At 58.4% G+C, this 13,556-nt stretch carries 18 protein-coding genes; 4 read left to right on the top strand and 14 right to left on the bottom strand.

The features are described from left to right. Positions 1-3: 3 nt before the first annotated feature. The gene (gene tsaA, locus GFU70_RS05940) at positions 4-702 is read left to right on the top strand and encodes a tRNA (N6-threonylcarbamoyladenosine(37)-N6)-methyltransferase TrmO (protein ID WP_153387733.1); all 699 of its coding nucleotides are present in this window, start codon (positions 4-6) and stop codon (positions 700-702) included. Between the two features lie 99 nt (positions 703-801). Here tsaA and fpr read toward each other — a convergent pair whose 3' ends face one another. Then, a complete protein-coding gene (gene fpr / locus GFU70_RS05935; RefSeq protein WP_003198368.1) occupies positions 802-1,581 on the bottom strand; it encodes a ferredoxin-NADP reductase in 780 nt (259 codons plus the stop codon). A gap of 121 nt (positions 1,582-1,702) precedes the next feature. On the opposite strand from fpr, the gene GFU70_RS05930 reads away from it, so the two are divergent. Beyond that, entirely contained in the window at positions 1,703-2,629 is a 927-nt protein-coding gene (locus tag GFU70_RS05930) for a LysR family transcriptional regulator (protein ID WP_058546697.1), read from the top strand. A gap of 4 nt (positions 2,630-2,633) precedes the next feature. On the opposite strand, the gene GFU70_RS05925 is transcribed toward GFU70_RS05930, so the two are convergent. The 3 genes from GFU70_RS05925 to GFU70_RS05915 all read right to left on the bottom strand — a co-directional run bounded on the left by GFU70_RS05925 (position 2,634) and on the right by GFU70_RS05915 (position 4,682). After that, positions 2,634-2,996 carry a diacylglycerol kinase gene (locus GFU70_RS05925; protein WP_003184792.1) on the bottom strand — a complete coding sequence of 121 codons (363 nt, stop codon included), beginning with the start codon at positions 2,994-2,996 and terminating at the stop codon, positions 2,634-2,636. A gap of 72 nt (positions 2,997-3,068) precedes the next feature. After that, the gene (erdR, locus tag GFU70_RS05920; protein WP_058546695.1) at positions 3,069-3,722 is read right to left on the bottom strand and encodes a response regulator transcription factor ErdR; all 654 of its coding nucleotides are present in this window, start codon (positions 3,720-3,722) and stop codon (positions 3,069-3,071) included. 213 nt (positions 3,723-3,935) lie between these two features. After that, complete coding sequence (locus GFU70_RS05915; protein ID WP_058546694.1) at positions 3,936-4,682, bottom strand: tRNA-uridine aminocarboxypropyltransferase; 747 nt, start codon at positions 4,680-4,682, stop codon at positions 3,936-3,938. A 184-nt stretch (positions 4,683-4,866) separates the two neighbouring features. Between GFU70_RS05915 and GFU70_RS05910 the strand changes: the two genes are divergently transcribed. Then, complete coding sequence (locus GFU70_RS05910; protein ID WP_153387732.1) at positions 4,867-5,289, top strand: quorum-sensing-regulated virulence factor family protein; 423 nt, start codon at positions 4,867-4,869, stop codon at positions 5,287-5,289. Here GFU70_RS05910 and GFU70_RS05905 read toward each other — a convergent pair whose 3' ends face one another. Beyond that, the gene (locus tag GFU70_RS05905) at positions 5,290-5,484 is read right to left on the bottom strand and encodes a hypothetical protein (RefSeq protein WP_058546692.1); all 195 of its coding nucleotides are present in this window, start codon (positions 5,482-5,484) and stop codon (positions 5,290-5,292) included. A gap of 465 nt (positions 5,485-5,949) precedes the next feature. Between GFU70_RS05905 and GFU70_RS05900 the strand changes: the two genes are divergently transcribed. Next, entirely contained in the window at positions 5,950-7,068 is a 1,119-nt protein-coding gene (locus GFU70_RS05900) for a TIGR00730 family Rossman fold protein (protein ID WP_058546691.1), read from the top strand. A 46-nt stretch (positions 7,069-7,114) separates the two neighbouring features. Here GFU70_RS05900 and recX read toward each other — a convergent pair whose 3' ends face one another. The 9 genes from recX to GFU70_RS05855 all read right to left on the bottom strand — a co-directional run bounded on the left by recX (position 7,115) and on the right by GFU70_RS05855 (position 13,534). Further along, positions 7,115-7,582 (bottom strand): recombination regulator RecX, encoded by a 468-nt coding sequence (recX, locus tag GFU70_RS05895; protein ID WP_058546690.1) that lies wholly within the window; start codon positions 7,580-7,582, stop codon positions 7,115-7,117. An 8-nt stretch (positions 7,583-7,590) separates the two neighbouring features. Further along, entirely contained in the window at positions 7,591-8,643 is a 1,053-nt protein-coding gene (recA, locus tag GFU70_RS05890; RefSeq protein WP_003198351.1) for a recombinase RecA, read from the bottom strand. Positions 8,644-8,726: 83 nt separating this feature from the next. After that, positions 8,727-9,227 (bottom strand): CinA family protein, encoded by a 501-nt coding sequence (locus GFU70_RS05885; RefSeq protein ID WP_116643051.1) that lies wholly within the window; start codon positions 9,225-9,227, stop codon positions 8,727-8,729. 70 nt (positions 9,228-9,297) lie between these two features. After that, positions 9,298-9,834: a lysis system i-spanin subunit Rz gene (locus GFU70_RS05880; RefSeq protein ID WP_153387731.1), complete on the bottom strand. Its 537-nt coding sequence runs from the start codon at positions 9,832-9,834 to the stop codon at positions 9,298-9,300. Beyond that, positions 9,816-10,379 carry a glycoside hydrolase family 19 protein gene (locus tag GFU70_RS05875; RefSeq protein ID WP_153387730.1) on the bottom strand — a complete coding sequence of 188 codons (564 nt, stop codon included), beginning with the start codon at positions 10,377-10,379 and terminating at the stop codon, positions 9,816-9,818. Before GFU70_RS05875 ends, GFU70_RS05880 begins: the two co-directional genes overlap by 19 nt. Positions 10,380-10,403: 24 nt before the next feature. Then, entirely contained in the window at positions 10,404-10,835 is a 432-nt protein-coding gene (locus tag GFU70_RS05870; RefSeq protein ID WP_058543741.1) for a phage tail assembly chaperone, read from the bottom strand. 13 nt (positions 10,836-10,848) lie between these two features. Further along, positions 10,849-11,760 carry a phage tail protein gene (locus GFU70_RS05865; RefSeq protein WP_153387729.1) on the bottom strand — a complete coding sequence of 304 codons (912 nt, stop codon included), beginning with the start codon at positions 11,758-11,760 and terminating at the stop codon, positions 10,849-10,851. 111 nt (positions 11,761-11,871) lie between these two features. Further along, positions 11,872-12,432, bottom strand: coding sequence for a tail fiber assembly protein (locus GFU70_RS05860; RefSeq protein WP_153387728.1), 561 nt, complete (start codon positions 12,430-12,432; stop codon positions 11,872-11,874). A gap of 7 nt (positions 12,433-12,439) precedes the next feature. Next, complete coding sequence (locus GFU70_RS05855) at positions 12,440-13,534, bottom strand: phage tail protein (protein ID WP_153387727.1); 1,095 nt, start codon at positions 13,532-13,534, stop codon at positions 12,440-12,442. Positions 13,535-13,556: the final 22 nt, after the last annotated feature.

Raw genomic sequence — 13,556 nt, 5'->3', positions numbered from 1 at the left:
CCCATGACTTACAGCGTCTCCCCCATCGGCTTCGTCCGCTCCTGCTTCAAGGAGAAGTTCGCCATCCCCCGCCAGCCGCAACTGGCCCCGGCCGCGCGTGGTGTGCTGGAGCTGGTGGCGCCGTTCGATCAGGGCGAGGCGGTGCAGGGGCTGGAGCAGGTCAGCCATGTCTGGCTGTTGTTCCTGTTTCATCAGTCCCTGGAAGACAAGCCACGGTTGAAGGTCCGTCCGCCGCGCCTGGGCGGTAACAAGTCCATGGGTGTATTCGCCACCCGCGCCACCCACCGCCCCAACGGCATCGGCCAGTCGGTGGTGAAGCTGGATCGGGTCGAAGCCGGGCGCCTGTGGATCTCGGGTATCGACTTGCTGGACGGCACGCCAGTGCTCGACATCAAGCCCTACATGCCCTACGCCGACATCATCGACTCGGCCTCCAACAGCATCGCCAGCGCAGCGCCTGAATTGATTCCGGTGCAATGGGCGGACACTGCCCTGCTTCAAGCCCGCGAACATGCCACGCGCCTGGGAGAGCCCTTGGTGGCGCTCATTGAACAGTGCCTGGCCCAAGACCCACGCCCGGCGTACCAGGTTCCTACCGCCGAACGGGAATATGGCGCGCAGTTCTGGGACCTGGACGTTCGCTGGCATTATCCGCAGGCGGGGTTGATTCGGGTACTGGAAGTGATTCCAGCGAAACCGTAACCACCAGAACGAAAAAGCCCGCGCTGCCTTCATCAGGCGACGCGGGCTTTTTTGTGGGCAACTGTTAGATCGAGTCGCTGCCACCGTATAAACCGAGGGTTACTTCTCTACAAACGCCCGCTCGATCAGGTAATCACCCGGCTCGCGCATGCGCGGCGAAACGGTCAGGCCAAAGCTGTTGAGCACTTCGCTGGTCTCGTCGAGCATGCTCGGGCTGCCGCACAACATGGCACGGTCGTCCTGCGGGTTGATCGGTGGCAGGCCGATGTCGCGGAACAGCTTGCCGCTGCGCATCAGGTCGGTCAGGCGGCCTTCGTTCTCGAACGGCTCGCGCGTCACGGTCGGGTAGTAGATCAGCTTTTCACGCAGCGCTTCGCCGAAGAACTCGTTCTGCGGCAAATGTTCGGTGATGAACTCGCGGTAAGCGACTTCATTGACGTAACGCACGCCGTGGCACAGGATCACTTTTTCGAAACGCTCATAGGTTTCCGGATCCTGGATGACGCTCATGAACGGCGCCAGACCAGTACCGGTGCTGAGCAGGTACAAATGCTTGCCAGGCTTGAGATCGTCCAGCACGAGGGTGCCGGTGGGTTTCTTGCTGATGATGATCTCGTCGCCTTCCTTCAGGTGCTGCAACTGGGAGGTCAGTGGACCATCAGGCACCTTGATGCTGAAGAATTCGAGATGCTCTTCCCAGTTCGGGCTGGCAATCGAGTAAGCGCGCATAAGCGGGCGGCCATTGGGCTGTTGCAGGCCGATCATCACGAACTGACCGTTCTCGAAGCGCAGGCCCGGATCGCGGGTGCACTTGAAGCTGAACAGAGTGTCGTTCCAGTGATGAACACTGAGGACACGCTCGTGGTTCATGTTGCTCATGTACGGGGACTCCTGGGAATAATGCCTGCGCCGATAATCTGCGCAATTGCATCGCATTCTAATGGCGGCGACAATATCTGTTAAATGGATTATTAAGATAAGGGTTATCGGTTATATAGATATGCGATTTACTCTCCGTCAACTTCAAGTCTTCGTCGCCGTCGCCCAGCAGGAAAGCGTGTCTCGCGCTGCGGGCCAACTCAATTTGTCGCAGTCGGCGGCCAGCACCTCCATCACCGAACTGGAGCGGCAATCGAGCTGCCAATTGTTCGACCGTGCCGGCAAGCGCCTGAGCCTCAACGCCCTGGGCAAACAACTGCTGCCCCAGGCAGTGGCGCTGCTGGACCAGGCCAAGGAAATCGAAGACCTGCTCAACGGCAAGTCCGGTTTTGGCTCACTGGCGGTCGGTGCCACGCTGACCATCGGCAATTACCTGGCGACCTTGCTGATCGGCGGATTCATGCAACGCCATCCAGAAAGCCAGGTGAAGCTGCATGTGCAGAACACTGCCAATATCGTGCACCAGGTTGCTCACTATGAAATTGATCTGGGTCTAATCGAAGGCGACTGCAGCCATCCGGACATCGAGGTACAGAGCTGGGTCGAGGACGAACTGGTGGTGTTCTGCGCACCTCAACACCCGCTGGCCAAGCGCGGCCTGGCGACCATGGAGGAACTGACCCATGAAGCGTGGATTCTACGGGAACAGGGTTCCGGCACACGCTTGACCTTCGACCAGGCCATGCGTCACCACCGTAGCGCGCTGAATATCCGCCTGGAACTGGAACACACCGAAGCGATCAAGCGCGCCGTGGAGTCCGGCCTGGGCATTGGCTGCATATCACGCCTGGCCCTGCGCGATGCCTTCCGCCGCGGCAGTCTCGTCGCAGTGGAAACCCCGGACATGGACCTGGCGCGGCAGTTCTATTTCATCTGGCATAAACAGAAGTACCAGACCTCGGCCATGCGCGAATTCCTCGAGCTGTGCCGGGCTTTCACCGCCGGGGCCCAGCGCAGCGACGAAATCGTGTTGCCGACCATTGCCTGAGCCGTTACAGCAGCACCACGCCCCACACCAACGCGATCATCGTCAGGGCAACGAACTGGGCAGCGCTGCCCATGTCCTTGGCGTTTTTTGACAACGGGTGCAGCTCCAGGGAGATGCGGTCGATGGCCGCCTCCACCGCCGAGTTGAGCAATTCCACGATCAATGCCAACAGGCACACGGCAATCAGCAGCGCCTGCTCGACACGACTGACGTTCAGGAAGAATGACAACGGAATCAACACGACGTTGAGCAGCACCAACTGACGGAAAGCCGCTTCGCCGACAAAAGCCGCACGCAGCCCGTCCAAGGAATAGCCAGAGGCGTTGAGGATGCGTTTCAGGCCGGTCTGGCCTTTAAAAGGTGACATAGTGTGGGCAACTGATCGAAAAGGAGTGGAGAAGCTAATTCATACCCGGTCAAAAAAGCGTGAACTGGAACACTATGACTGCGGCGAAATTGACTCAAGTTGTTGCAGCAGCAAGGCCGCCTGGGTCCGGGTGCGCACGTTCAGTTTACGAAAGATCGCCGTGACGTGGGCCTTGATGGTGGCTTCCGAAACGTTCAGTTCGTAGGCAATCTGCTTGTTCAACAAGCCTTCGCAGACCATGGTCAACACCCGGAACTGCTGCGGCGTGAGACTGGCCAGCCCCTCGCTGGCGGCCTTGGCTTCCTCAGACACGCTCACCGCTTCGAACGCCTGGGGCGGCCAGCAGACATCGCCGTCCAGGACCGCCTTCACGGCCTTCTGAATCATCTCAAGGGAACTGGACTTGGGTATGAATCCGCTGGCGCCGAACTCCCGGGCCTTGACCATCACCGAGGCTTCTTCCTGGGCCGAGACCATGACCACGGGGATCTGCGGGTATTGGCCCCGCAACAGCACCAGCCCTGAAAAACCATAGGCGCCGGGCATGTTCAGGTCCAGCAACACCAGGTCCCAATCGGCCTTCGCCGTCAACTGGACCTCCAGTTCCGCGATACTGGCCACCTCCGTCAACCGGACAGCCGGGCCAAGGCCCAGGGTCACAGCCTGATGCAACGCGCTGCGAAAGAGCGGGTGATCATCGGCAATCAGGATTTCGTATGTGGCCATTTTTCAAATGATCCTGTTTTTAATGGCAGGCCCGATGCATTCGCGCCTCGCCAAGACAACTCAAGACACCGCCATGCAGCGGCATCTACAGGGGCACATGCAACGCCAAACACGGCGTTTCAAAGTTTGGCGGCGCCCTGGTCGGCGCCAAGCATGCCCAGCGAAGCCGGGGTGGTCAAGCAGCACGGCCGCCACAGTGTCCAGTATGGGCCACTATTGGGCCAATACTGCTTGCGTCGTACGGATAAAGGCTTGCAACTCGGCGTGGGCCGGGGTAGATACGTTCACTTCCTGTTGGCCCTTGGCGCCCAGGTAATGCTGGCTGAACACATCGAAATAGGCGTCCAGGGCCGAAGCGGCATCGCTGTCCCCCGCCAGTTCCAGGCACAATGCCGCCACTTCGGCGGTGCACAGGTGCTCGCTGCGGGTCGAACGGCGCAGGCGGTAACGCGACAGTCTGTCGGGCAGCAGGCTCAGGATCGGCAGTCGGTCGAAATACGGACTCTTACGAAAAATCTTCCGCGCCTCGGTCCAGGTCGCATCCAGCAGAATGAACAGCGGGCGCTTGGAATGATCGAAGTCAACCGTGTGGGTAACGCGCGATGGCTCGACGTATTCGCCCGGAAATACCAGGTATGGTTGCCATTGCGGATCGTTCAGCAGCGCCAGCAGCTGCTCGTCGACGTCGGTGCGCGACCAGATGAACGCGTGATTGTCGCGCACCACATCGGCAATCAGCCAACCGGTGTTGCTCGGTTTGAACACTTCCTTGCTGGTCATGATCAGGCAGACCCCGGATCGGGTCTCGACACTCGGACGCCAGGCGCATAGACAATGGCTCTCGATCACTCGGCAGGCGCTGCAACGGGGCGCGCGCCAGCCACGGGCCTGAATCGGCCTGATCCCTTCATCGATGCGCTGGTCGCGCAGACGGGCTACGGCGTTAGGGGCGTGAATCATCGTGGGCAACGCCGGCAGACAGGAAAACTCGACACGAACGACACTCAGCAGGGCAATAAAGGCCGGCAGTCTACCAGAGCGCACGCGCCTGTACCGTCCACCCAGGCTCCCCTATAATTCCCGGCCACTGAACGCACAGTCATGTGATCGGTCGAACCACCAGTCACTGAACCAGGAGAGTTTCATGCTGCGCCTTATCGTCCCTACCGTTGCCGTTCTGCTGGCGACGTCCTTCAGCGCTCAGGCTGCTTCGCTGAAAGAACTCGAACTGAACAAGATGCTGCAGAACGTCGCCAAGGAAAGTAGCGTCGGTACGCCGCGGGCGATCAACGACGACATTCTCGACCAGGGCTATACTGTCGAAGGCACCGAGCTGATCAACCATCTCAGCGTGCAAAGCAGCCACGCCCAGAAAATGCGCGCAGATCCCAAGGCCGTGTATTTCCAGTTGGGCTCTACAGTGTGTACCAATCCGGGTTTGCGCAAGTTGATGGCCAAGGGCGCAACAATGCGCTACGAGTTCACCGAGATTAAGACCAACCGTCCGGTCGCGACCGAGCGCTTCCAGGAATCGGATTGCCCGAAACCCGCCAAGACGAAGAAGTAATCAACCTGTGCTTGCGCGCCGCTGCTCATCGTCGGCGCGCAACTCCGCCACCAGTGCCTGCAAGTAACGCGAGCGCCACGCTCGCCCTCCCAGCCGACGACAGCATTCTTCCTCAAGACTCACCCGATTGGCCTGTGCCGATTCCAACAACATCAAGTACAACTGCCTGTCGAGTTCCAGAGTGACCCTGGTCATTTCTCCTGCCTCCATGCCCGATCCGCTTCAATCCATCACGTGGCACCCAACCTTGGGCGTCAAATTACATAGGCACGCTTATTATCAGTAAATCAGAGCGGCACGCACCCGGCCGGCAATCTGACGAGCGGCGCGATCGTTCAGCGCATGCATCAGCGGTTGCCAACGGTCACTTTTGCGCGCCATGATCAGAGCAGCAAAAATCGGCATGACGGTCTAGATTCAGAAGTATCCATAGTATTTTCATCGGGCAGAAAGAGGCTGCCCGGCTAACACCTTCGCGTGCGACTGTTTTTTATCAAAGGGAAAAGCAGAACCGCTGGATGGCTTGGTCGCCTTGCTGCAGACCGCGTCAAGCCAGGTCACCCTCCAGGCCGATGCCTGGGCTGACAACGACACACGGAGTGTCGTGGCCCCGATGAATCTCTCGTCCGGGCCGGGGTTCTGTTAAGAAGGAGAAGCTGAATGCCTTACAAACCGAATGACCTGCTCAGTCGTCATTTTGAGAACCACGGCCACGACCTCACCCGCAAGGTTGACGAGCAACTCAACCTGGTATCCCCCAACAGCCCCAACCTCCCCATTTACCGAGACATGATCCTGACCGTGCTGCGCATGGCCCAGGAGGATCACAACCGCTGGAATGCCAAGATCACGCTGCAAGCCCTGAGGGAACTGGAACACGCCTTCCGTACACTCGAACAGTTCAAGGGCCGGCGCAAGGTCACGGTCTTCGGCTCGGCCCGAACCCCCATCGAACATCCGTTGTATGGCCTGGCCCGAGAACTGGGGGCTGCATTGGCCCGTTCAGACATGATGGTCATCACAGGCGCCGGCGGTGGCATCATGGCCGCAGCCCATGAAGGTGCAGGGCGCGAACACAGCCTGGGATTCAATATCACCCTGCCTTTCGAGCAGCATGCAAACCCGACCGTTGAAGGCACGCCGAACCTGCTGCCGTTCCACTTTTTCTTCACCCGTAAACTGTTTTTCGTCAAAGAGGCCGATGCACTGGTGCTCTGCCCCGGCGGTTTCGGCACGCTTGATGAAGCGCTGGAAGTCCTGACACTGGTGCAGACAGGCAAGAGCCCGCTGGTGCCGGTGGTCCTGCTGGATGTCCCGGGAGGCAAGTTCTGGCAAGGTGCCCTGGACTTCATCCGCGAGCAATTGGAGGAAAACCGCTACATCCTGCCCACCGACATGAAGCTGATGCGCCTGGTGTACAACGCCGACGAGGCCGTGGAAGAGATCAACCAGTTCTACCGCAACTTCCACTCCAGCCGCTGGCTCAAGCATCAGTTCGTGATCCGCATGAATCACAAGCTAAACGAACAGGCGCTGCAGCAGATGCAGGGAGAATTCGCCGATTTGTGCCTGAACGACTGTTTTCATCAACATGACTACAGCGGTGAAGAGCAAGACGAAGCCCAGTTCAGCCATCTGACGCGACTGGCGTTTACCTTTAACGCCCGGGATCACGGTCGCTTGAGGGAACTGGTGGATTACATCAACCTGCCGGAAAACTGGGCCCAGCCCGCCCAAAAACCCCATTCCCTCACCTGGGAACCCATCAAGGTAACCTGAGCCCATAAAAAAACGGCCCGCTATCGAAATAGCAGGCCGTTTTTGTTTAGTCATCCGTACCGCGACCGCTGAACAAGCGGTTGATCATTTCCATGGAGTAGCCTCGATACGCCAGGAAACGCCCTTGTTTGGCTCGTTCCCGTGCATCGATGGGCAAATGTCCTGAAAACTTTCGGCGCCAGGTGTCCGTCAGTTGCTCCTGCCAATCGATACCACTTTCGCGCAAGGCAAGTTCGATATCCGGGCGTTGCAAACCACGCTGGCCCAGTTCCTCACGAATTCGCAAAGGACCATAACCGGAGCGAGCGCGATAAGAGACAAAGCTTTCCAGATAACGGGACTCCGACAGCAGACCCTCTTCGGTCAAACGGTCGAGGGCCGTGTCGATCAACTCATCGGGAGCACCGCGCTGACGCAATTTACGCGTCAGCTCGACGCGACCGTGCTCGCGCCTGGCGAGCAGGTCCATCGCGGTTCGCCGCACCGCGACGAGAGTATCGAGTACGACGGTCATCGGATCGATCAGATGTCAGCGTCAGCCAGGTCGTCAGCGGTCTCGCGATTAGCCACGGACTTGACGTCTGCAACCGGGCTCAGCAGCTTGTCACGCAGTTGCTTCTCAAGGGCGGCGGCGACTTCCGGGTTGTCAGCCAGGAACTTGGCCGAGTTGGCCTTGCCCTGACCGATCTTGGTGCCGTTGTAGGCATACCAGGCACCCGACTTCTCGACGAAACCGTGCAATACACCCAGGTCGATCATCTCGCCGTTGAGGTAGATGCCCTTGCCGTAAAGAATCTGGAACTCGGCCTGACGGAACGGCGAAGCCACCTTGTTCTTCACGACCTTGACGCGGGTTTCGCTGCCGACAACCTCATCACCTTCTTTCACCGCACCGGTACGACGGATGTCCAGGCGGACCGAGGCGTAGAACTTCAGCGCGTTACCACCGGTGGTGGTTTCCGGGCTGCCGAACATCACGCCGATCTTCATGCGGATCTGGTTGATGAAAATCACCAGGCAGTTGGCGTTCTTGATGTTACCGGTGATCTTGCGCAGCGCCTGGGACATCAGGCGAGCCTGGAGGCCCACGTGCATGTCGCCCATTTCACCTTCGATTTCAGCCTTTGGTACCAGTGCCGCCACGGAGTCGACGATGATCACGTCAACCGCGTTGGAACGCACCAGCATGTCGGTGATTTCCAGGGCCTGCTCACCGGTATCCGGCTGGGAAACCAGCAGGTCGTCGACGTTGACCCCCAGTTTGCCGGCGTATTCCGGGTCCAGGGCGTGTTCAGCGTCGACGAAGGCACAGGTCGCGCCGGCTTTTTGGGCCTGGGCGATCACGGACAGGGTCAGCGTGGTTTTACCGGAAGATTCAGGACCGTAGATTTCAACGATTCGGCCTTTTGGCAGACCGCCGATGCCAAGCGCAATGTCCAGGCCCAGGGAGCCGGTGGAGATGGAAGGAATAGCCTGACGGTCCTGATCGCCCATACGCATTACGGCACCCTTGCCGAATTGACGTTCGATCTGACCCAAGGCCGCAGCCAAGGCTTTCTTCTTGTTGTCGTCCATTAAAGTCCTCACGTAATCAATAAGGCCTGACGGCCAACACCTGTATAAGTAGCCAGTATTATTCCACAGCGATTGAGGATCGCCTACCCCTGATTTGAGATTTCTACAGCGGCATGTTGCAACAGCCCCTCTAGCGCGGCCTTCACCGTTTGTCGGCGGACCTCGTCACGGTTGCCCGCAAAGAATCGCTGCTCGCTGATCACCGCCTCGCCAACGCCCCAGGCCAGCCATACCGTGCCCACCGGCTTGCTCGGCGAGCCCCCGTCCGGCCCGGCCACGCCGCTGACCGCCACGGCGAAACGCGCTAGGCTTTTTTGCTGCGCGCCTCGAACCATGGCTTCGACCACCTCGCGGCTGACCGCCCCCACCTTCTCGAACAACTCGGTCGGGACATCCAACTGCTGGGTCTTCTGGCGATTGGAATAGGTGACAAAACCGGCTTCGAACCAGGCCGAACTCCCGGGAATCCGGGTGATCGCTTCGGCAATCCCGCCGCCAGTGCAGGACTCGGCCGTGGTGACGTGGGCATTGAGCAACTGCAGGCGCCGGCCCAGTTCAGCAGCCAGTTCGGTAATGTCGTCCATGATGCTCTCCTGATTCGACGCAATGAGGCCTACCGTACACGAGCGTTCGAAGCATGCAAGGCTCGTCGGATTACCGACCCAGCGCTCTGATATAGGCCTGACAGGCCTGCAAGGCAATCAGTCCGCGATCACCGGCGTCGGTGATGGCGATAATTCGTTGAGCATGCGCCGGGTCAAGTCGGGCGCGTGGGGCGCCATGATCCACGCCGCCGGCGCCGGTGGCGGCAGGCACTGCACAACCGGCGGCAACATCGTCGGCGTCGAGGAGGACTGACAGCCGGACATCGGCAGTAGCAAGGCGATCGCGCAGGCGATCCTGATCACGTTGGGCATCGCTCAAGGCTCGGTAATGGGTTTGTTCGCTGGCGGCGAGCTGCTGCTCCAGGGCCAGGCGTTTGTCTTGCTCGGCCTTTTGCTGCGTCGCGGCCGCTTGGGTCATTTGATTAAGCGTCTCGGCCTGGGACTGTGCGAGTCGGGCCAACTGCTGTCCGTAACGCCAGTCCTGGAACCGCCACGCGAGCATCGCCGAGCCGCCGGCCAGCAGCGCGAGCAACACAACAACGCCCAGGGCGCGAGACGAAAAAGGCATCAGGCCGAAGGTTTGCATAACACCGCCCTCGCCCGAGCCCAGAGCTGCAGGCGCTCCTCCAAGCCGTTCAAACCGCCGTTGATACGGCGGGTAATGTTGTTGAACTGATCGCGGTCGGCCAGTTCGTTCAAGCCGTTCTGCTCCCAGAACCACGCAGCGGACTCGGCGGCCCATTGCGGTTGCTCAAGAAGCTCAGGCAAGGCCAGCAGGCGTTCGTCGCCGAACAGCCCCTGACTGCAACGACGGTAATTGTCACGACCGGTAATCTGGATCAGCCCTCGGCCGCGATACTTCTGGCCGTCACCGTCGGCCTGGGGCGAGTTGCCCAGGCGAACGGCCAGGGTTCCGGTATCGTATTTGCTCAGGTATTGCTCGCTGCCTAGCTCGCGCACATAACGCAGTTGGCCCGACTCATGACCGACCTGGGCCAGGAACGCGGCCATGCGTTTGGGCGTGTCGATACGATAGTGGGGCATGGCGGTGTTCAGCGCGAAAATAAAAACGCCCGCTTGGGTGCGGGCGTTGGGCATGATGTTGATGAGTTGCTGCTGCGTAAGGTCCATGTTCAGGTCATCGCAAGTGCATGATCAAAGATGTCCGGCCAGCCAGGACGGCGCAACCGGACGATATTCAGTGGCTGGAAAGTGCTCATCCTGCGGCCAATCCCTCAGAGCCCGGCGATAAGCCTGAAGCTGTGTGTACTGTGTTTGGTCCAGCGTCGTACCGCCGCCGTCGTCCATTTCGTCGCGATCCCTTGCTATGAGGCAGTCGGTTGCTGTGAGCGATGCATCACGCCAATTCTTTTCACTGGCCATTCGTACCGTGAGTTCATTAACGGACTGCTCCAGGAGCACCGGACGACCTTTGGCGTCCGACTCGATACGTTTGTTCAGGAAGGGGGCGGCAAATAAGGTTCGATATTCTTCATCGGTGATCTTGATCGCGTCTTCAGGAAGATTGCCCGAGTGATCGATAGAGTTGTAGAACCCGCCTGTGGATTGAGCGTAATAAATCAACATATTTACCTCCCCTTCAATAACCTATCGCTCGCCATAGTCCAGTCCAATTTGAATAGGCACCATTGTAATCCCGCCCATAAAGTCTGAACTGGCTCAGCGAGCCTGTGGAGACTCCAAAAGACGCACAGGTGGAGCCTCCATCGGTCACTACGATGTTTCTAACAGCGTTAGGGAAGGACATAGGAAACGTTACGATAACGCCGTTGGCATCCACACCGCTGGAAGAAACACCCCACTGCTCAATAACATATCCCGTCGGACTCGTTGTATCAGGCGTCCGCTTCCAGCCATTGGGCTGCAATGACGAAGTGGACATAGCCGTATATTTCAACGCCACCGTACCGCCAATAAGACGCCATTGATTATTGAGCTTAATGAACTCCGCCGTTTCGCCCAGACCGATAGTGATTGTTCCCTGCGCACCATTCGAAGCGCACAGCACATCAACAGCGGATGCCGTCGAAACGGTAACGATGCCCGATCCCGCGTTGACAATTGTTACTGTGGCGGCATGTATGATTTCGGCTGTAGCCGGCAGCCTCGCGGCAACCGGTGTATTACTGGCGAAACTGACAACTCCGCCAACATCCGATAGGGTCAATGTCGCCCCGGTGCTGTAAACATCGAATCCGCCATACTGCATCCCGCTGCGGAGTACGTATTCAGTCGTTGCAACGGCCCTGCTGTTATCGAATAGCGGCGCGGTAAGAAACAATCCGCTGCCACGCAAGGCTGTGAGCAATTGGTTATAGAGGGCTTCAGACGGCGCTATCCCCGCCGCTTGAATGACGTTGAGTAATTCCTGCGTCACACCATTGCCCCAACTGGCGGGAATCAAGGAACCCGGCGTACCCGCCAACGGATCCTCATCCACGAACCTGCCGTTCGACAGACCTGCACTGGGCACACTTTTTGGATAGTCCATTTTTTCGCTCCTGACTGACCAGCGATCAAAATGAAGGCGATATAAAGCCTCACCGTTAATGCGCAGTGGCACGATAAATTAAGGAAGTTTTGATGTTCTGCCGTGGGTTGCTTAAGCTGCCGGCTCAGGCATCACAGGCCAGTTGATGTCGGTAGGAAAACCGATCTGATGCTGGATGCGATTCAATTCAACGCTATAGAGTTTCCACTCCATCAGCGCCAGTTGTTCCTGGTCGCTGGCGTCGCCGATGTCTTCAGCGTATTGCAGGGGGGCTATACGCAGAACTGCCTCACGAAGAAGAGCATCCCGCTGAACCAAAACCTGGGCCTTGAGGTCGCTCAGCTGTGACTCAGCGTCAAACTGCCAGGTATTGTTTCTCCAGATATGGTAATTACCCGGCCAGGGTTCAATTGTGAATGCTGCCGGCAACTCCCCAAGTTCACTCCATATCTGCTGGCCGCCATCCTCCTTGCGATAAACCAAACCGCGATGATCAACCACCTCTCGAGGAACATCATTCACCAGTGCCCACGTACGGCCCTTTTCAGGCGGGGGGAGTTCAAAGGAAATTTCAACAGCATTACTGGGGATCTGAACACCAATACCTGGCGTTACGGAAAACTCCACAGGCCCGGACAATGCGCCGGCTTTATCGAATAGATAATAAAACACAGACACCTCAGATCAGTTTTATACGCGCAGGATAGGCGACGTTGCGTGGGCGGGACTTGAAGGAGTAGAGCAGCGTATTGGCCGCATCCATCTGGTAAGTGGTTCCGGCAGGGAAAGTCGGGCCGCCATTTACCAAGTCTCCGATGATTTTGATTTCTTCGCGGGTATTGGCACCGAATCCGGTAAGACTATCGGACCACCTTGATCCAACCGCACCAGCCCCTTGAGCCCCTAGCGCATGGGAGTGAACGGTGCCGGGTTGAAAGCTCCCCATTGCCCGTCCGGGATCCACAGAGCGCCCTTCGTCCAAGACTCGCAGGAACTCTCCCCTTCCTTCCGGCGCACGAAAAGTGAGTGCACCATCACCGGAACTCCATTTACCTTCATTGCCCTCCCGAGTCGCCTCGGTGCCGAGCATTCCAGACTGTTGGGCGTGATCCCAGAGCCAAGGCCATTCAATACGCTTCATGACTGTGCCATTTAGCGCACCGTAACCTCCCGGGCTCAGTTGGATAGTCGTCTCAAAAAACGGGCGACCTAAAGGCGTGTTGTCAAACCTTCCCATGGGCCACCAACTACCGGCACCGTCACTGCGCAAATGCCACCAGTCACCACTGCCCATCAATACGAGAAACGGATAGCCGACAGCTGAGAGATGGGTGTGGAACTTGATTCGATCCGCGCCGGCGGCCTGAACCACAAGACGATTACCACTATTGTCCAGGCGCCGGATAATGACGTCTCGAACACCCAGCCCGACGTTGGATGAGGGCAACCCGATCGTGGTGGCGCCAGCATTGGCATCAATCAATACGAGACCAAGCTCATTTGCCGTTAGCACTTTCGAAAAGGCCAGTCGCGTGATGACCGAACGCACAGGGGTGGTCGTACCAATAATTTTCTGAACGGCCTTGAAAAGCTGATCGGTGTCCGCTTCGGAGGGCGCCATATCGGCGCCAGAAATCACACCCAGGATTTCCTGAGTGACACTGTTTCCCCATACCGCCGGGATCAACGACCCAGGCGTACCCGCCAGCGGGTTTTCATCCACAAACCGACCGTTCACCAGCCCGACGCTGGGAACACTTTTTGGATAATCCATGTTTTATTTCTCTCTGTGAGGC

The organism is Pseudomonas brassicacearum (assembly GCF_009601685.2).
In the GTDB taxonomy this organism is placed as follows: Bacteria; Pseudomonadota; Gammaproteobacteria; order Pseudomonadales; family Pseudomonadaceae; genus Aquipseudomonas; species Aquipseudomonas kilonensis_B.
The sequence above is the reverse complement of the archived record's forward strand: the minus strand, read 5'-3'. Positions and strand labels throughout refer to the sequence as shown.